The 18,518-nt window shown below is 73.2% G+C and carries 13 protein-coding genes; 10 read left to right on the forward strand and 3 right to left on the reverse strand.

All coding sequences use genetic code 11. The features are described 5' to 3' along the window. Positions 1–98 precede the first annotated feature (98 nt). From CLT74_RS29995 to CLT74_RS30025, 7 genes are all read left to right on the forward strand, one after another. Positions 99–824, forward strand: coding sequence for a hypothetical protein (locus tag CLT74_RS29995; RefSeq protein WP_099853459.1), 726 nt, complete (start codon positions 99–101; stop codon positions 822–824). Beyond that, entirely contained in the window at positions 817–2,976 is a 2,160-nt protein-coding gene (locus tag CLT74_RS30000; RefSeq protein ID WP_099853462.1) for a Y-family DNA polymerase, read from the forward strand. The genes CLT74_RS29995 and CLT74_RS30000 overlap by 8 nt, the downstream gene beginning before the upstream one ends. 207 nt (positions 2,977–3,183) lie before the next feature. Further along, positions 3,184–6,570: an error-prone DNA polymerase gene (locus CLT74_RS30005; protein ID WP_099853466.1), complete on the forward strand. Its 3,387-nt coding sequence runs from the start codon at positions 3,184–3,186 to the stop codon at positions 6,568–6,570. A gap of 49 nt (positions 6,571–6,619) precedes the next feature. Continuing rightward, on the forward strand, positions 6,620–7,384 hold the full coding sequence (locus CLT74_RS30010) for a methyltransferase domain-containing protein (RefSeq protein ID WP_099850987.1): 765 nt from the start codon (positions 6,620–6,622) through the stop codon (positions 7,382–7,384). Beyond that, a complete protein-coding gene (locus CLT74_RS30015) occupies positions 7,381–8,553 on the forward strand; it encodes an alkaline phosphatase family protein (protein ID WP_099850989.1) in 1,173 nt (390 codons plus the stop codon). The genes CLT74_RS30010 and CLT74_RS30015 overlap by 4 nt, the downstream gene beginning before the upstream one ends. A gap of 38 nt (positions 8,554–8,591) precedes the next feature. After that, a complete protein-coding gene (locus CLT74_RS30020) occupies positions 8,592–9,851 on the forward strand; it encodes a DNA polymerase IV (RefSeq protein ID WP_099850990.1) in 1,260 nt (419 codons plus the stop codon). A gap of 115 nt (positions 9,852–9,966) precedes the next feature. Further along, entirely contained in the window at positions 9,967–10,362 is a 396-nt protein-coding gene (locus tag CLT74_RS30025) for a DUF3040 domain-containing protein (protein WP_099850992.1), read from the forward strand. Positions 10,363–10,617: 255 nt separating this feature from the next. Here the strand turns inward: CLT74_RS30025 and CLT74_RS30030 are convergent, their stop codons facing one another. From CLT74_RS30030 to CLT74_RS30040, 3 genes are read right to left on the reverse strand one after another with little or no spacing between them, the layout of a single operon-like run. Then, positions 10,618–13,089 carry a transglutaminase TgpA family protein gene (locus CLT74_RS30030; RefSeq protein WP_099850994.1) on the reverse strand — a complete coding sequence of 824 codons (2,472 nt, stop codon included), beginning with the start codon at positions 13,087–13,089 and terminating at the stop codon, positions 10,618–10,620. A gap of 15 nt (positions 13,090–13,104) precedes the next feature. Next, positions 13,105–14,403, reverse strand: a complete 1,299-nt coding sequence (locus tag CLT74_RS30035; RefSeq protein WP_099850996.1) for a DUF58 domain-containing protein — start codon at positions 14,401–14,403, stop codon at positions 13,105–13,107. Between the two features lies 1 nt (position 14,404). Continuing rightward, complete coding sequence (locus tag CLT74_RS30040) at positions 14,405–15,460, reverse strand: AAA family ATPase (protein ID WP_099850998.1); 1,056 nt, start codon at positions 15,458–15,460, stop codon at positions 14,405–14,407. 248 nt (positions 15,461–15,708) lie between these two features. Here CLT74_RS30040 and CLT74_RS30045 point away from each other — a divergent pair, with 248 nt between their 5' ends. From CLT74_RS30045 to CLT74_RS30055, 3 genes are all read left to right on the forward strand, one after another. Then, complete coding sequence (locus tag CLT74_RS30045; RefSeq protein ID WP_099851000.1) at positions 15,709–17,334, forward strand: L-lactate permease; 1,626 nt, start codon at positions 15,709–15,711, stop codon at positions 17,332–17,334. Between the two features lie 16 nt (positions 17,335–17,350). Further along, positions 17,351–17,530: a hypothetical protein gene (locus CLT74_RS30050; RefSeq protein ID WP_099851002.1), complete on the forward strand. Its 180-nt coding sequence runs from the start codon at positions 17,351–17,353 to the stop codon at positions 17,528–17,530. After that, a partial coding sequence (locus CLT74_RS30055; RefSeq protein WP_199172289.1) for a cysteine hydrolase family protein occupies positions 17,520–18,518 on the forward strand: 999 nt, incomplete at its 3' end. The genes CLT74_RS30050 and CLT74_RS30055, both read left to right, overlap by 11 nt.

Genomic DNA, 18,518 nt, shown 5'->3' on the forward strand with positions numbered 1-18,518 from the left:
AGGGTGGCCGGACGCCGCCCCGCCACGCACACGTTCCTGTGATCCACGACAGCACCATCCACGGGCCGGATGTCCGTGGCGACGACGGGGGAGGTCCGATGGCGGGCCGCATGGTGGTCGGTTCCGCCGCGCTGGCCGGGCTGGTCCGCCCGGCCAGCGCACCCGATCCGGCGGGTGGGCACCGGGTGCTGCCCGTACGGCCCGAGCTGACCGGGTTGCTGCCCAACCGGGGCCTGCGGCGCGGCAGCACCATCGCGGTCGGGGGCGGACAGCATCGCCCCAGCGGCACCACCTCGTTGTTGCTCGCGCTGCTCGCCGAGGCGTCCCGCGCCGGATCCTGGTGCGCCGTGGTCGGGATGCCGACCTTCGGGGCCGGGGCGGCGGCCGAGGCCGGCATCGTCCTGGACCGGCTCGCCCTGGTGCCGCAGCCCGGTCCGGAGTGGCCCACAGTCGTCGCCGCACTCATCGACGGGGTCGATGTGGTGGTCACCGCGGTTCCGTCCACCGTCTCCGCCTCCGTCGCCGACCGGTTGGCCGCGCGGGCCCGGCAACGTGGCAGCGTGCTGGTGCCGTACGGCCGGTGGGACGGCGCGGACGTGACGCTCCAGGTGGTCCGGGGGATCTGGCAGGGGCTCGGAGCGGGGCGGGGCCGGCTGCGCCGTCGGGAGGTGACCATCTCGGCTCGCGGGCGGGGTGCCGCCGCCCGTCCCCGGGAGGTCAAGGTCTGGCTGCCCGGTGACGACCTGACCCGGGTCGTCCCCGGTCCGGCCATGGCCGCCCGGTCGGGTGCCACTCGCCTGCGGGTGGTGGCGGGCCGTGGGTGAACCGGTCCGGACGCTGCTGCTGTGGTGCCCGGACTGGCCGGTACTCGCCGCCGAGATCGTCGACGGGGTGCCCGCCACCGGGGCGGTCGCGGTGCTGCACGCCAATCGGGTGATCGCTTGTTCGGAGCGGGCGCGCGCGGAGGGGGTACGCCGAGGGCTGCGTCGGCGGGAGGCGCAGGGACGCTGCTCCGGACTCACCGTCGTCGACCACGATCCGGGGCGGGACGCGCGGGCGTTCGAGCCGGTGGTGGCCGCTGTCGAGGAGGTGGCGGTCGGGGTGGAGGTGATCCGCCCCGGGGCCTGCGCGCTGGCCGCGCGGGGACCGAGCCGCTATCTGGGCGGTGAGGAAGCTGCCGCCGAACGGATCGTCGAGCAGGTAGCCCTCAGTTGCGCGGTGGAGAGCCAGGTCGGTGTCGCCGCCGGGGTCTTCGCCGCAGGGCTGGCCGCCCGCGAGGGGCGGATCGTGCCGCCCGGCGGGACGGCGGAGTTCCTGGCCGGGCAGCCCGTCGAGGCGCTCGGCCGCTCCGCCCTGGCCGACCTGCTGCGCCGGCTCGGGGTGCGTACGCTCGGCGACTTCGCCGCGTTGCCCGCCGGCGACGTGCTGGCCCGATTCGGGTTCGACGGGGCACTGGCCCATCGGCTGGCCGCTGGCCAGGACGACCGGCCGCTCGCGGTGCGTCGTCCGCCGGTCGACCTGACGGTCACCGCCGACCTGGACGAGCCGATCGACCGGATCGACGTGGCAGCGTTCGCCGCCCGGACGCTGGCCGAGCAACTGCACGAACGGCTCGCCGGGTACGGACTGGCCTGCACCCGCCTGGGCATCGAGGCGGTCACCGCGCACGGTCAGGAGCTGCACCGGGTCTGGCGGCACGACGGGCTGCTCACCGCGGCGGCGATCGCCGACCGGGTCCGCTGGCAACTGGACGGCTGGCTCTCCGGTGCCCGTCGCGGCGGTGACCGGCCGGCCCGCCCCACGGCCGGAATCATCCGGCTGCGGCTGCTGCCGGACGGGGTGCTGGCCCAGGCCGGCCTGCAACCCGGGCTGTGGGGGGAGACCGGCGCGGAACGTGAACGGGCGCACCGCGCGCTGAGCCGGGTGCAGGGTCTGCTCGGCCCCGAGGCGGTGGTCACCGCGGTGCTCGGCGGTGGGCGGTCCCCGGCCGACCAGACCCGGCTGGTGCCCTGGGGCGACGAACGGCTCCCGGCCCGTCCGGGCACCGCTTTTCCCGGCACCGCTTTTCCCGCCACCGCCGGCCCCGCCACCGCTTTTCCCGGCACCGCCGGCCCCGCCACCGCTTTTCCCGGCACCGCCGGCCCCGGTGCCGCCGCGTTCGGCGCCGCTGCTCCGGGCGCTGCTGACGCCGCCGCCCTCGATGCTGCTGCCCTCGGTGCCGCTGCCCTCGGTGCTGCTGCCCTCGGTGCTGATGCCCCCGATGCCGCTGCCCCCGGTGCCGCCGCGTTCGGTGTCGCTGCCCCCGGTGCTGCTGGTCCTGGCGTCGCTGGGGGATCGGCTGCCGTGAGGGCGGGTGGGAGCGGCTCCGCCCGGCCCGGGGTCGGGTTCGAGCGGAAGCCGGGTCGGGGTGGCGGCCAGGTGAGTTCCGGGCCGGCCGTACCGCCCTGGCCAGGGCGACTACCGCCGCCTTCGCCGGCAGTGGTGCTCCCCGCCCCGCTCGCCGCCAGCGTGCTGGACGCCACCGGCGCACCGGTCGTGGTGAGCGCGCGGTTGGCGGTGAGCGCCCCACTGGCCCGGCTGAGCATCGGCACGATGCCGCCGCAGCCCGCCGGCCCCACTCCCGCCCCGGGTTCCGCCCCTTCGGCCGCCGCCCCTTCGGCCGCCGCTGCTTCGGCCGCCGCCCCTTCGGCCGCCGCTGCTTCGGCCGCCGCTGCTTCGGCCGCCGCCCCTTCGGCCACCGCTGCTTCGGCCACCGCTGCTTCGGCCACCCCCTCTTCGGCCGCTGCCCTCCGTGGTGGCACGGTCGCGTGGGTCGAGATCGTCGGTTGGGCCGGTCCGTGGCCGGTCGACGAGCGGTGGTGGGCCCCGGCCGAGGCCCGCCGCCGAGCCCGCTTCCAGGTCCGCCTGGCCGACGGCACCGCCCTGCTGCTCGCCGTCGAGTCCGGCCGGTGGCTTGTGGAGGCGATCTATGACTGACGTGAATCTTGGTACGAAACAGCCCTTCAGAGGGTCGTTTCGTACCAAGATTCACCCCCTCTCTACGGGGCGCCGTGCAGACGGGGGCGAGTTGCGGCATGTCGGGGTATCCGGGCCGGCGGGCTTCACCAGGTGCGGTATGTCGGGGCATCCGGGCCGGTTGAGGGCACGAGATACGGCGTCCTGCGCGACAGCGGGGTGGCGGCGGTGAGTTTCCACAATCCCCGGTTGCCCTGGTCGGAGCTGGAGCGGGTGCTCTCCGGGCGGCCCGCCGGCGGGAAGGACAGTGCCGGCGGGAAGGGCGGCGGTGCGGGTCGGCACCTGCACGTGGTGGATCCCCTCGCGGTCGACGCCGACGGGGGCGACTCGCCGGCCTGGAGTCGGCGGCGGGAGCACTACCGACCGCCGGAACTGGTCCGGCCCGACGGTGTGCCGCCGTACGCCGAACTGCACGCGCACACCAACTTCAGCTTCCTCGACGGTGCCAGCCACCCCGAGGAACTGGCTGAGGAGGCCGTCCGGTTGGGGCTGACCGCGCTCGCCGTCACCGACCACGACGGTTTCTACGGTGTGGTGCGCTTCGCCGAGGCGGCCCGTGCGCTGGGCCTGCCGACGATCTTCGGAGCGGAGCTGTCCCTCGGGCTGCCCGGCCCACAGAACGGCGTACCCGACCCGCACGGCAACCACCTGCTGGTGCTGGCCCACGGTCACGAGGGGTACGCCCGGCTGGCCACGACGATCGCCCGCGCCCAGTTGCGGGGCGGTGAGAAGGGGCGCCCGGTCTACGGCGAGTTGGAGGAGATCGCCGCCGACCTGCGGGACCACGTGCTGGTGCTCACCGGTTGCCGCAAGGGGCACGTGCCGGCTGCCCTGCTCACCGAGGGGGTGGACGCGGCGGCCCGCGAGCTGGACCGGCTCACCGAGCTGTTCGGCGCGGAGACGGTGGCGGTGGAGCTGACCGACCACGGGCATCCGGTCGACGGTGACCGCAACGACGCCCTGGCCGAGTTGGCGACCGCCGCCGGGCTGCCCACGGTGGCCACGAACAACGTGCACTACGCGACCCCGGGGCGGCGTCGGCTGGCCACCACACTTGCCGCTGTCCGGGCCCGGCGCAGCCTGGACGAGATCGACGGCTGGCTGCCCGCGGCGGGCACCGCCCATCTGCGGGACGGCGCCGAGATGGCGGCCCGGTTCGCCGCCTACCCGGGCGCGGTGGCCCGGGCCGCCGAGTTCGGCGCGGAACTGGCCTTCGACCTCCAGCTCGTCGCGCCGCAGCTACCGGCGTACCCGGTGCCGCCGGGGCACAGCGAGATGAGCTGGCTGCGCCACCTCACCGAGCAGGGTGCGCGGGAACGCTACGGCCCGCGCGAGGCGCACCCGCAGGCGTACGCGCAGCTCGACCACGAGCTGAACATGATCGAGGAGCTGGGGTTCCCCGGCTACTTCCTGGTGGTCTACGACATCGTCGACTTCTGCCGGCGGGCGGACATCTACTGCCAGGGCCGGGGTTCGGCGGCGAACTCGGCGGTCTGCTACGCGCTGCGGATCACAAACGTGGACGCGGTCCGGCACCGGTTGCTGTTCGAACGGTTCCTGGCGCCCGAGCGGGACGGGCCGCCCGACATCGACGTGGACATCGAGTCCGACCGGCGGGAGGAGGTCATCCAGCACGTCTACACCCGGTACGGCCGGGAGCACACCGCCCAGGTCGCCAACGTGATCTCCTACCGGCCCCGCTCGGCGGTGCGGGACGTGGCCAAGGCGTTCGGCTTCCCACCCGGCCAGCAGGACGCCTGGAGCAAGCAGATCGACAGGTGGGGCGACGTGGCCACGGTGGACGTGCCGGAGATCCCCGAGCAGGTGGTCGCGTACGCCAACGAACTCCAGACGTTCCCCCGGCACCTGGGCATCCACTCCGGCGGCATGGTGATCTGCGACCGGCCGGTGATCGAGGTCTGCCCGGTGGAGTGGGGGCGGATGCCCGGCCGCAGCGTGCTCCAGTGGGACAAGGACGACTGCGCTGCCGTCGGCCTGGTCAAGTTCGACCTGCTCGGCCTCGGCATGCTGTCGGCCCTGCACTACGGCTACGACATGATCGGAATGAGCCTGGATCTGGGCGACATGGCGCTCGACGATCCCGAGGTCTACGACATGCTCTGCCGGGCCGACTCGGTCGGGGTGTTCCAGGTGGAGAGCCGCGCCCAGATGGCCACCCTGCCCCGGCTCAAGCCCCGGGCGTTCTACGACCTGGTGGTCGAGGTGGCGCTGATCCGGCCCGGGCCGATCCAGGGCGGCTCGGTGCACCCGTACATCCGGCGCAAGAACGGCCAGGAGCCGGTGACCTTCGCCCATCCGCTGATGCGTAACGCGTTGGAGAAGACCCTCGGCGTGCCGCTGTTCCAGGAGCAGTTGATGCAGCTCGCCATCGACCTGGCCGGCTTCGACGCGGCCGAGGCCGACCAACTGCGTCGGGCGATGGGCGCCAAACGGTCGGTGCAGCGGATGGAGCAGATCGCCGACCGGCTCTACCGGGGCATGGCCGAGCGCGGCATCACCGGCGAACTGGCCGACGACGTCTACCGCAAGCTCACCGCGTTCGCCAGCTACGGCTTCCCGGAGAGCCACGCGATGAGCTTCGCCTACCTGGTCTACGCCAGTTCCTGGCTGAAGCGTTACCACCCGGGCCCGTTCCTGGCCGCGCTGCTCAGCGCCCAGCCGATGGGCTTCTACTCGCCGCAGACCCTTGTCGACGATGCCCGCCGGCACGGTGTGGAGGTCCGCCGTCCGGACGTCAACGCCAGCGACGCGAAGCCGGTGCTGGAGTCCACCCCGGACACCCGCTGGGGCAGCCGGGCGGGGGAGCCGCCGCACGCCTGGGGGCTGGGCGGTCCGGCGGTCCGGCTCGGGCTGTCCAGCGTGCGTACCCTCGGCGACGGTGTGGCCGAGCGGATCGAGGCCGAGCGGGTGGCGAACGGCCCGTACCGCGACATGCCGGACCTGGCCCGGCGGGTGGGTCTGACCGCCGCGCAACTGGAGGCGCTGGCCACCGCGGACGCCTTCGCCTGTTTCGGCTTGAGCCGGCGGCAGGCGCTCTGGGCGGCCGGCGCGGCGGCCCAGGAGCGGCCCGGCCGGCTGCCCGGCACGGTGACCGGTACGGCGGCGCCCGTCCTGCCCGGCATGGAGGAGGTGGACCGGCTGGTCGCCGACGTGTGGGCCACCGGGTTGTCGCCGGAAAGCCATCCGGCCCGGTTCATCCGGCCGCAGCTGGACGCGGTGGGCGCGGTGCCTATCGACAGGCTGGGCCGGGTGGAGCCGGGTCGACGGATCCGGGTCGGCGGGATCGTCACCCACCGGCAGCGCCCGGCGACCGCCGGTGGGGTCACCTTCCTCAACCTGGAGGACGAGACCGGCATGCTCAACGTCACCTGCTCGCCGGGGCTGTGGCAGCGGCATCGGCGGGTGGCCCGCACCAGCGCGGCGTTGGTGGTGCGGGGACGGCTGCAGCGGCACGAGGGGGTGGTCAACCTGGTCGCCGACCGGTTGGACGCGATCGAACCACCGGTCCGCCCCACCTCCCGCGACTTCCGCTGACGGCAGGACGACGGCAGGCAGGTAGTGCCCCCTGGCGATCTGGTCCCGGCTGACTAGGCTCGACCGGGTGGAACAGACCCCAGGCCCGGCCGGGCCGCCGCTCACCCCCCGTACCGCCGTGGTCTGGTCGGTGCTGCGCGCCGAGTTGGACCGTCGGCCGGCCGCCGAGCTGACCGTGCTGGACGTGGGGGGTGGCACCGGCGGCTTCGCGGTGCCGCTGGCCCGGGCTGGGCACCGGGTGACGGTGGTCGACGCCAGTCCCGACGCGCTCGCCGCGCTCAGTCGCCGGGCCGCGGAGGCCGGGGTGGCCGGGCGGGTACGCGCGGTGCAGGGCGACGGCGACGCGTTGGCCGGGCTGATCGAGCCGGCAAGCGTCGACCTGGTGCTCTGCCACGCGGTGCTGGAGGTCGTCGACGACCCGGCGCCTGTGGTGTCCGCGCTGGCCGGTGTGCTGCGACCGGGTGGCGCGGCGAGCGTGCTGGTCGCCGGGCGGGCCGCCGCGGTGCTCGGCCGGGCGATGAACGGGCACCTCGACGTGGCCGCCGTGCTGGCCGCCGACCCGGCGGGTGCCGCCGGGGCCCGGGACACCCTGCGCCGCCGCTTCGACGTCGAGAGCGCCGCCGCGCTGCTGGCCGCCGCCGGGCTCACCGTCGAGGAGATCCACGGCGTACGCGTCCTCGCCGACCTGCTGCCCGCGGCGGTGGCGGACGGTCAGGCCGCTGCCCTCGTCGAGTTGGAGCGGACACTTGCCGCGCGGGCACCCTGGCGGGACATGGCGGCCCAGCTGCACCTGTTCGCCCGCCGCCCGGCATGACCGGCGTGGTCGGCCGGGCCCGGCCGCTGGAGGTCGTCGCGCCGGGATACGGCGGCGGGAGCCTCGCCGACGTGCTGCCCAGCGCGCTGGCCGTGCTCGGTGTCCCCGGTGCCACGGACCCGCTCGGTCTGGCCGCCGAACTGTCGGGGGTGCGCCGGATCGCGGTGCTGCTTGTCGACGGCCTCGGCTGGTACCAGATCCCGACCGCCGCGCCGTACGCGCCGACCCTGACCGGGCTGACCGCCGCCTCGGGCCGGCCACTCACCTCCGGTTTCCCCTCCACCACCCCGACCAGCCTGGTCACCCTGGGCACCGGCACGTCGCCCGGCGCGCACGGGGTGCTCGGTTTCACCGTGCGTGTTCCGGGCACCGAGCGGGTGCTCAACCACATCGAGTGGCTCGACGGCGACCCCGATCCGCTGCGCTGGCAGCCGGTGCCCACCCAGCTGGAACGGGCCCGGGCGGCGGGTGTGGCGGTCACCGTGGTGAGCCGGCCGGAGTTCGGCGGCACCGGCCTCACCCTGGCCGCGAACCGGGGCGGTGACTACCGGGGTGCGGCCGGGGTCGACGCGGTGGCCGCCACCACGCTTGCCGCGCTGACCGCCGGGGCGGGCCCGACCCTGGTCTCCGCCTATCACCCGGACGTCGACCGGCACGGTCATCTCAGCGGCGTCGACTCGCTGCCGTGGCGGGTGGCGGTGACCGAGTTGGACGGGTTGCTGGCCCGGCTGGTGGACGGACTGCCGTCCGACGCCGCGCTGCTGGTCACCGCCGACCACGGGCAGCTCGACATCCCGGACGGAGACCGGTTCGACCTGGACACCGACCCGCGGCTGACCGACGGGGTGCGGGTGGTCGCGGGTGAGCCCCGGGTGCGCTACCTGCATGTCGCGCCGGGGGCCACCGCCGACGTGGTGGCCGCCTGGTCGGCCGTGCTCGGCACCGCCGCCCGGGTGCTGACCCGGGAGGAGGCGGTGGCCAGCGGCCGGTTCGGGCCGGTGACCTCCGGGCACCTGGACCGGATCGGCGACGTCGTGGTGGTCTGCAACGACACGTACGCCGTGCTGGCCAGTCGTTCGGAACCGCCGATGGTGTCCCGGCTGGTGGCCTTCCACGGGGCGGACACGGCGACCGAGATGACGATTCCGCTGCTTGTGGTGCGGGGCTGACCGGCCGGAATGTCACAACTGCGGGCTAACCTGCGCGGGTGGGCCGCAGCCAGTCGCTACCCCGGGGCGGCGATCCCCGGTTCGGGCCCGGCGCCGACGACGCCGGGTGCCCGATCCTGCACGTCGACATGGACGCCTTCTTCGCCTCGGTGGAGGTCCGTCACCGACCCGAGCTGCGCGGCCGGGCCGTCGTGGTCGGCGGGGTCGGTCCGCGCGGTGTGGTCAGTTCGGCCAGCTACGAGGCCCGGCGGTACGGCGTACGCAGTGCCATGCCCACGATGCGCGCCCGTGCGCTCTGCCCGCACGCGGTCTTCCTCGCCCCCGACTTCGCCAGCTACTCGGCGGCCTCCCGGGCGGTCATGCAGATCTTCCGGGACGTCACGCCGCTTGTGGAGCCGCTCTCCCTGGACGAGGCGTTCCTCGACGTCGCCGGTGCCCGGCGACTCTTCGGCCGGCCGGCGGCGATCGCCGCCGGAATTCGGCAGCGGGTCGCCGAGGAGCAGGGGCTGACCTGCTCGGTGGGGGTCGCGCCGAGCAAGTTCGTGGCCAAGCTCGGCTCGACCCGGGCCAAACCCGACGGTCTGCTCGTGGTGCCCGCCGACCAGGTGCTCGAGTTCCTCCATCCGCTGCCGGTCGCCGCGTTGTGGGGGGTGGGGGAGCGCTCCGAGCAGGCGCTGCTGCGACTCGGTCTGCGCACCGTCGGTGACCTCGCGCAGGCTCCGCGGGGCATGCTGCGGACCGCGCTCGGCGAGGCGGCTGCCGCGCACCTGCACGAGCTGTCCTGGGGGCGCGACCCACGGCGGGTCAGCCCGGAGCACGCGGAGAAGTCGATAGGCGCGGAGGTCACCTTCGACGTGGACGTCGACGATCCGGTGAAGATCCGCCGGACGCTGCTGGCCCTGGCCGAGAAGGTCGGTGCCCGGCTGCGGGCCGGCGGGCAGGTGGGACGGACGGTCTCGCTCAAGGTGCGGACAGCCGATTTCCGCACCGTGAGCCGGGCCCGCACCCTGGACGTGCCCACCGACGTGGCCCGGGAGATGTTCGACACGTCGTGGGCGCTCTACACCGCGTTGAACCCTGGTGAGCGGATTCGTCTGCTCGGTGTCCGGGCGGAGGGACTGACGGCGGCGGCCGAGACGCCGCGGCAGCTCGCGCTGGGGCAGCCGGAGCGGGGCTGGCGGGAAGCGGAGGTCGCCGCCGACGCGGCAGCTGCCCGTTTCGGGCGGTCCGTCATAGGACCGGCCAGTCTTCTCGGTGGGCGCGATCCCCGACGAAATGAAAATCCGACCCGGCCGTAGGTCGTCCCGCTTTCCGACGCGCGAGGGCCCTCGTAGACTTGCGGGTAAGCAGCCGGTTGGCTGCCACGGTCTGTCGGTCCGACCGGACCGACCAACGTGACCGGGGAGGAGTGCCGTGCCGCTCTCGGAGCACGAGCAGCGGCTGTTCGAGCAGATCGAGCGGTCGCTTGCCGAGGACCCCAAGTTCGCCTCGGCCGTGCGCGCCAGCGATCCGCGCTTCCATGCGCGGCGTCGCCTGCTCGTCGCTGCCGGCGTGATCATCGCTGGCCTGGCGTTGCTGGTCTATGGCGCGGTGATCAAAACTCCGCCGCTGGCAGTGGCGGGATTCGTTGTCATGCTGGCCTCGGCGGCGTTCGCGGTGCAGTCGCACCGTCGGGCGCAGTCACCCGACCTGCACGTCGTCGGGGGCACGGCGAGTCGTCGCCGGTCCCGCGGCCGTGCCGGCCGGAGGTCGGGTTTCCTCGACCGGATGGAGGACCGGTGGCGGCAGCGCCCGGAGGGGCACCGCTGACCACGTTCCGTCGCTGACGCGAGGAAGCACGTCACCCCGGGCCGACCGCCCGGGGTGAGTGGCGCGCAAACGGCCAGGGTGCCGTTTCGGGCTCCGTGTTGCCCGCTGCCGCTTGCTGTCATATTCCCGTCGCTGGCAGGCCGCCAGCGATGCGCCCGTGGACGCATGTCGGGCTGAGATTCTCCGGCCACCCAGACGTGACATCGATGGGTGGGCCGTTGCCGGCGACACCGTTCGGGTCGCCGGCAACGACGTTCAGCGACCCGCGCGGCTGGCGATCAGCCGGCGCGGACTGAACCGCAGCAGCCTCCGACGCACCTGCCCGCCGGAGTTGACAAGCCGTGACGAGTTGTCCGCGATGGCGGTGCGCCACCGGGACAACACCGACGGTGGCAGTACCGTCGCCACCAGCCGGGTCCGTCGGTCCGCCTGCTCGGCGAGAGCGCCACGCACTGTCCGCAGGGCCGCCGGCAGCGGCTCGCCGGTCAACGGGTCGCGGGCGTAGCGGGCCCGCTCCTCGGCCCGCCCGAGCAGGCGTACCGCCGAACCGGCAGCGGTCTGCGCGGCCAGCCGCTCCCGGGCCAGCCGCTCCGCGGTGGCCCGTGGGGTCTCCGTCCGGTCCACTCCGACCCGGTAGTCGACGAGCGTGTCGATCAGCTCGTCCCAGGCGGCGTGCGCGTCGGCGCGGGCCCGGTCCGGATCGGTGGCGACCACCATTGCCGGTTGCCCGGTCGCGGACGGGGCCGCGTCCGGCGAGTCGACCGTCCGCACCGCCGGTGCCGGCCGGCCTCGACGCCGGCGCAGGGCGAGCCGGCGCAGCGCGGGGACGGCCAGCAGGACCAGCAGTGCCAGGATGCTTGCGGCGACCAGCCAGGGCCAGATGGGCCGCTGCTCCGCAGGACTGTCGGAGCCGAGCGCCGCCCCCGGGTCCTCGCCCTCCTCGAACTGGTTCGGTCCCTGCTCCGCCTCGGCCGACGGATCCGTCTCGTCGGGCGTGTCCGCGGCGCCGCCCTGCGGCGTGCTCTCCTCCGGGGCGTCCACGTCCGGTGCCCACGCCGAGCGGGTCGAGCCGGGCACGCCGTAGGCCGGCGTGGCGTCGAAGGGCACCCAGCCGATCTGGTCGAAGTAGACCTCCGTCCAGGCGTGCAGGTTGCGGTTGGTCAGGGTGAGGGTGTCGTCGCTGCGCCGGCTGCCGTTGGTGAACCCGAAGGCGACCCGGGCCGGGATCCCCGCGTCGCGGACCATCCAGGCAAGCGCCGCGGCGTACTGCTGGCAGTAGCCGACCTTGTTCTCCAGGAAGTCGAGGATGGCCTGGCCGCTGGTGCCCTGCTCGGTGCTGAGCCGGTAGCTGAAGCCGTTGTCCTCGGAGAAGTAGTCGTAGATGGCCCGCACCTTGTCGTACTCGGTGCGCGCCCCCCGGATCAGATCCTCCACCAGGGCCCGGACCTCCGGCACGTCCGGCGTCACGGTCTGCTGCCGGCGCAGGGGCAGGTCGGCCGGCAGTGGCTGGGCCCGCCGCAGCGCCTGCGGACTGAACGACGAGCGCACGTAGTCGAAGGAGTACTCCTTGCCCCGGGAGTTCTCCCGGTTGGAGAAGACGACCTGCAGGTTCGGGTCGTAGAACCAGTTGTTGCCCAGCTCGCCGAAGCCGACAGGTTCGGCGTAGACCGGCAGCAGCGGCATGTTCAGTTCCCGGCTGACCTGCACGGTGGCCCGTTGCCGGGTCCGTTCGACGCCCGGCAGGGACCGGCCCGACGGATCGGGCAGCTCGCCGGTGACCCGCCTACCGTTGGGGCCGCGCACCCGGAAGCCGTCGGTACGCAGGTCGTCGGCGACCCCGAAGCGCAGGTAGAACGGTTCCTCCTCGGTGGTGGTCACCGTCACCAGGTCGGTCACCTGGGACTGGTTGAGCTGCCCGCTGAGCGCGGCGAAGAGGTCGACCCGGCCGGGGGAGCCCCCGAACCCGGGACCGATGCCGGAGCCGGCACCGGAGTTGAGCGTGGTCATCAACCCGGCTGTCATCCCCGGCACGGCCAGCGGCACCAGCACGGCCAAGGCGAGACCCACCACCGCCAGTCGACGGCCGGCGGCGGCCAGTGGCGAGGACTCCCAGACGTCGACGTCACGACCGTCGCCGGTGAACCGCCGGCCGAACCGGCGGACCCGGTCCACGTTGTCGGTGACCAGCAGCCACAGGAAACCGGCGGCGCCGATCGCGAACGGCACCGGTGGGACGCTGTCCACGTAGACCGCCACCGGCACCGAGTAGATGGCGAGCATGGGGAGACCGGCCAGGGCGGGGCGACGCAGCCCGACGCAGAGCACGTCCACGAGCACCGCCACCCCGCCGATACCGAGCACCGTGACGAACAGCAGCGGGTCGGTGTCCGGGACCTTCACGCCGTGGGAGCGCATGTCCTCGACCGAGTTGCCGAGCAGTTCCGCGAAGTGCCCGAAGGTGGCCGGGGTGGGCAGCACCGCCAGCAGCTCACTGCCGCTGGGGAACAGCCAGGTCAGGGCGAGCGTGAGGCCGCCGACCATGGCCAGGATCTGCACCCACAGCGGGGTCCGGCCGAGCCGGGCCAGCGCCGCCGCGGCCGCCACCGCGGCCACCGCGATGACTGCCTGGACCAGCCACGTCCAGCGCTCGAAGATGGCCGACAGGGGCGCTGCCGCGAGCAGCGTCGCGCCGGCGGCCACCAGGCCCAGGTTCCGATGGGCGATCATGAGGGGACCTTCCGTTCATCGCACGCCACCGGCCACGGTCTCGGCCATCGCCGCACGGAGCGCGAACCCCTGCGAGCCCCGCCCGGCCTGCGGCCAGAGCGCGGGCAGCCGGCCGCCGTGGTCGACGCCGATCACCCGCCAGCCCGCATGCAGCAGCGCCAGCGCCGCGGTGTCGTGCGCCTGGTCGGCCTCGGCCCGCGCGGGTGTCGGCAGGTTCAGCCAGGCGGAGCTGTCCAGCAGGAAACAGATACAGGTGGCGCCGTTGGCCCGCAGCCCGGCCAACACTTCCGCCTCGGCGGTGCTCAGCGAGCCGAACAGGCCGATGATCAGCCCGCCGTCGGCGCGCTGCCGGACGTGCTGCACCAGGGTGGTGATCTCGACCCGCTGGTCCAGCCGGACCTCCGCGAGCTGGTCGAGCAGCAGACCGTCGCCGGCACCCTCGGCGGCGTCGACGTCCGCGCCCGAGCCGGTCACCAGGCGCAGCTTGTAGCCGGCCTGCCGCAGGTGCACGGCGATGCTGGCGGCGGCCGAGACCGCCCACTCGAAGCTGGCCGTCGGGCCGTCGCCCTGGTGGCCGTACGCGCGGGTGTCCAGCAGGACCGTCGCCCGGCTCTCCCAGGGCTGTTCCTCCCGGCGCACCATCAGCTCGCCGGTGCGCGCTGTCGACTTCCAGTGCACCCGGCGCAGGTCGTCGCCGCGCCGGTACTCCCGGGTGGCCGCGTCGTCCTCGCCGTGCACCGCCACCGAGCGGGCCCGGCTCTCGCCGCTGCCGGTGTACTCCCCGGGCAGCCGTACCGACGGCAGGCCGACCACCTGCGGAACGACCGTCAGCCGGTCGGTGCCGGGGAAGGCGCGGCTGAGTTCGCAGAGGCCGAAGGGGTCGGTCATCCGGACCACCAGCGGGCCCACCTCGTATCTGCCACGCACGTCGGCGCGCACCGTGTAGGCCACCGAACTGGCCTGGTGCGCGCCGAGACGCTCCAGCACCACCCGGGGTCGGCTGCCGAGGGCGTACGGCAGCCGGTCCTCCAGCAGCAGGGTGCCGGTGGGCAGCCGGGACATGTTCTGCAGCCGCAGCACCACCCGGGCGGTCGCGCCGACCGGCACCCGGTGCGGCTCCAGCGACCGGTGGCAGGCGAGCTTGTAGCGGCTGCGCCCGACGTAGAGCGCGGCCAGTAGCGGCAGGACGGCCAGCAGCACGGCCACCCGCAGCAGGTCCTTCTCGCCGAGGATGCCGGCGGAGATGGCCGCCGCCACCGCCGCGGCCAGGAAGGAGCGGCCGCGGGTGGTCAGCCCGCGCAGCCCGTCACGCACGTCACGGCCTCCGGGGCTCGAAGGGGGCCCGGCCGTTACCGCCAGCAGGTGGCCGGGTGTCGTAGGGCGAGCGCTTACGGTCGTGCGGCAGCGGCAGCCGGTGCACCAGGTCGGCGACGATCGCGTCGGTGGTACGCCGGGCGAGCTGGGCGTCGGCCGTGGGGATGATCCGGTGCGCCAGCACCGGAACGGCGAGGACCTGGAGGTCGTCGGGCAGGACGTAGTCCCGCCCGTCGAGGGCGGCCACCGCGCGGGCGGTGCGCAGCATCTGCAACGTGCACCGGGGTGAGGCGCCCAGCCGCAGGTCGGGTGACTCGCGGGTGGCGGTGACCAGGTCCACCGCGTACTGCTTGACCGCGTCGGCGACGTGCACCTGCCGTACGTGACCGATCAGCCGGCGTACGGTGTCGGCGTCGGAGACCGGCCGCAGCCCGGACAGCGGATCGACAGCACCGTGCCCGTCGAGCATGGCCAGCTCGGCGGTCGGGTCCGGATATCCCATGGCGATGCGGGCGGTGAACCGGTCGCGCTGCGCCTCCGGCAGCGGGTAGGTGCCCTCCATCTCGATCGGGTTCTGGGTGGCGATCACCATGAACGGCGTCTGCAACTGGTAGGTCACCCCGTCGACGGTGACCTGCCGTTCCTCCATGCACTCCAGCAGCGCCGACTGGGTCTTCGGCGAGGCCCGGTTGATCTCGTCGCCGACGACCAGGTTGGCGAAGACGGCGCCCGGACGGAACTCGAAGTCGTGGGTCTCCTGGTTGTAGACGCTGACGCCGGTGACGTCGCTGGGCAGCAGGTCGGGCGTGAACTGGATCCGGCGTACCGAACAGTCGATGGACCGCGCGAGGGCCTTGGCCAGCTTGGTCTTGCCGACGCCGGGCACGTCCTCGATGAGCAGGTGCCCCTCGGCGAGCAGGACGGCCAGCGCCAGCCGCACGGTCGCGGTCTTGCCCTCGATGACCTGTTCGATGTTGGTCACGATCGCGTCACTGGCGGCGCGGAACTCGTCGTACGGCAGCAGACCGCCAACTTCGTCCCAGGTCTGTTGTGTCACGGGCCTCCTCCTCGTCGCCGTCACGGCAGCTCTCTACAAGAGCACCTGGCCCCGCCGTTTCGTTCGCGACGTGTGAGCCTCATGTGCCGCGGCAATCTCACTGGCCTCTCAGGCTAACCATGTTTGTCGTCAACGCCGACCGCCGCAGGTGTTTGAGCGCTTACGCAGCGATTTGTCATTCACGCAGCGCATGTCATCGGTTCTGCCGGGTAAGGGAGCCCGAACCCGCCATCCGGGACAGGAGGGACATGCCGGAGACAACCCTGCCGATCAACCTCGGAACCTGGCTGCTGGCGATCAGTCCGATCCTCCTGCTCCTGCTGCTGCTGGCGGTGCTGCGCTGGAAGGCGCCGCAGGCCGGCCCGGTCGGCATGTTCCTCGCCGTCGCGATCGCCGTGCTGTTCTTCCGTGCGCCGTGGGAATCCGTCGCGGTTGGTGCCGGCAAGGGTGTCTGGGACGCGGTGTTCATTCTGCTGGTGATCTGGCCGGCGCTGCTGCTCTACCGGATCGGTACCGCCTCGGGTGCCTTCGACGCGCTGCGTCGAGGGTTGTCCCGCTACAGCCGCAACCACGTGTTCCTGGTGCTCGCCTTCGGCTGGGTCTTCGCCTCCTTCATGCAGGGCATCGCGGGCTTCGGCGCGCCCATCGCGATCGTGGCGCCGCTGCTGCTCGCAATCGGGGTACGGGCCGTCTACGCCGTGGTGATCCCGCTGATCGGGCATGCCTGGGCGAACATGTTCGGCACCCTGGCGGTTGGCTGGCTGGCCACCCTCCAGGTGGTCGATCTCGAGGACGAGCTGACCACCACGTTGATCACCGCGGCGCTGCTGGCTCCGGTGACGCTGATGGCGGGTGCCGCCATCGCCTGGATGGCCGGCAAGGGGCCGGCACTGCGGCTGGCCTGGCCGTTCATTCTGATCATCTCGGTCATCCACGGCGGCCTCCAGTTCGTGATCATGTACTGGGAGCCGGTGCTGTCGACATTCCTCGCCGCCACCGTGGCGCTTGTCGCGCTCTACCCGTTGTCCCGCTGGTCCCGCTACCGGGAGCCGGCCCGGAACGTGTCGGACCGTCCGGCGATGAAGCAGGAGGCCGACGAGTCGGCCGAGGACGAGGACGAGGACGCGCCGACGATGAGCCTGTCCTGGGCACTGTTGCCGTACGCGGTGCTCACCGCCGTCGCCGTGTTCACCCTCGCCGTCCCGCCGGTCGAGGCGGCGCTGGACCGCATCGAGTTCGGCCTGCCCTTCCCGGAGGTGAACACGGGCTACGACGTGGTCACCGAGGCCGAACAGCCCTACTCGGCGATCGCCCCGTTCACCCATCCGGGTTTCTCGCTGATCGTCGCGGTGCTGGTCACCTGGCTTCTGTTCCGGGCCAAGGGCTTTTTCGCCGCCCGTACCGAGCGGGAGGGACGGCAGCCGATCTGGTCGAGCCTGGCGGCCGACGCCACGCCGGCCTCGGTGGCCATCCTGTCCTTCCTGATCCTGGCGGGCGTGATGGAGCACTCGGGGCAGACCGACGTGCTGGCCCAGGGCATCGAGCGGATCTCACCGCCCCTGCTGTACGCCTTCGCCGCGAACCTCATCGGCCTGATCGGTGCCTTCATGACCTCCAGCAACACCGCCTCGAACGTGCTGTTCGGCCAGTTGCAGCAGGGGGTGGCGTCCGGTACCGGCCTGTCCGAGAGTGCGGTTATCGGTGCGCAGAGCGCCGGTGGGGCGATCGGCAACGCCATCGCCCCGGCCAACATCGTGCTCGGCACCGGTACCGCCGGCATCGTCGGCCAGGAGGGCGCGGTGCTGCGCAAGACGCTGCCCTGGACTCTCGCCGCCGCCGTGGTGATCGGCCTGCTGACCCTGCTGTTCGTCTGACCGGAAGGAGTCAAGCGTGAGCGAGCTGCGTTGGCTGCTGCTGGCGTTGGTGCTGTTCCTGGCAGCCCTGCCCGCGTTGAGCCTGGGCACCGACGGCGACCTGCCGGCGCTGTGGTGGGCCGGGCTGGTCCTGGTGGCCGTCGCCGGTGCCATCCCGGTCGTGCTGAGGTTCGCGCCGTCGGACGGTGAGGACTGACATGGCCGACTACCGGGAGATCTACCGCGAGACCGGCGACGGCGGGGTGCAGCTGGGTGCCAGCGCCGACCGCTGGTACCTCTACGAGGACTACGTCCACCTGGCACCGCACCACACCGAGGGGCAGCTGGTCCGGTTCGACGCCGAGCTGCTGCCGTTCGTCGACAACCTGGACCGGGGTGCGCTGGCGGTGGTGGACATGCAGAACGACTTCTGTGCACCGGGCGGATGGACCGAACGTTCCGGGCTCGACCACGAGGCGTGCCGGGCGGCCATCCCGGGCGTGCAGCGGGCGATCGACGCCGCCCGGCGACACGGCATGTTCGTCATCTGGATCTACTGGCACAACCGACCGGACCTGCGCAACCTCGGAGCGCCGACGCTGCACTCGTTCAAGCATCGCCTGGACCAGGCCGGTATCGGGGAGGAACTGGACAACGGCGCGGTGCTCACCGCCGGGTCGTGGGGCGCGGAGATGGTCGACGAGCTGAAGGGCTACCAGGCCGACGACGACATCCACATCGAGAAGGTGCGGATGAGCGGCTTCTACGGCACCCATCTCGACCAGGTGCTACGGACCCAGGGCATCCAGACCCTCTACGTCTGCGGGGTCAACGCCGACCAGTGCGTCAGCACCACCCTGGAGGACGCCTACTTCCGCGACTACAACCCGGTGCTCATCGCCGACGCCACCGCCACGTCCAGCCCGCGTACTGCAAGGACGCGGTGCTGTTCAACACCAAGCAGTGCTGGGGCTTCGTCACCACCACCGAGGCCTTCGCCAACCCGCAACCGTACGAGCGGAAAGGGAGGACATGACCGCACCGCACGGACCCCGCACCGGCCGCCCACCCGCCCGCGCCGACCGTGGCATGGTCGCCTCGCCGCATCACCTGGCCAGCGGCGCCGGGTTGGCGGTGCTGCGCGCCGGCGGCAGCGCTGTGGACGCCACGATCGCGGTAAATGCGCTGCTCTGCGTCGCGTACCC

It is taken from the genome of Verrucosispora sp. CNZ293, assembly GCF_002754655.1.

Excerpts from the sequence above, each read along its gene's own strand:
- CLT74_RS30045 (WP_099851000.1), top strand. The coding sequence starts at position 15,709 with ATGCCGGAGACAACCCTGCCGATCAACCTCGGAACCTGGCTGCTGGCG.
- CLT74_RS30030 (WP_099850994.1), bottom strand. The coding sequence starts at position 13,089 with ATGATCGCCCATCGGAACCTGGGCCTGGTGGCCGCCGGCGCGACGCTG.
- CLT74_RS30015 (WP_099850989.1), top strand. The coding sequence starts at position 7,381 with ATGACCGGCGTGGTCGGCCGGGCCCGGCCGCTGGAGGTCGTCGCGCCG.
- CLT74_RS29995 (WP_099853459.1), top strand. The coding sequence starts at position 99 with ATGGCGGGCCGCATGGTGGTCGGTTCCGCCGCGCTGGCCGGGCTGGTC.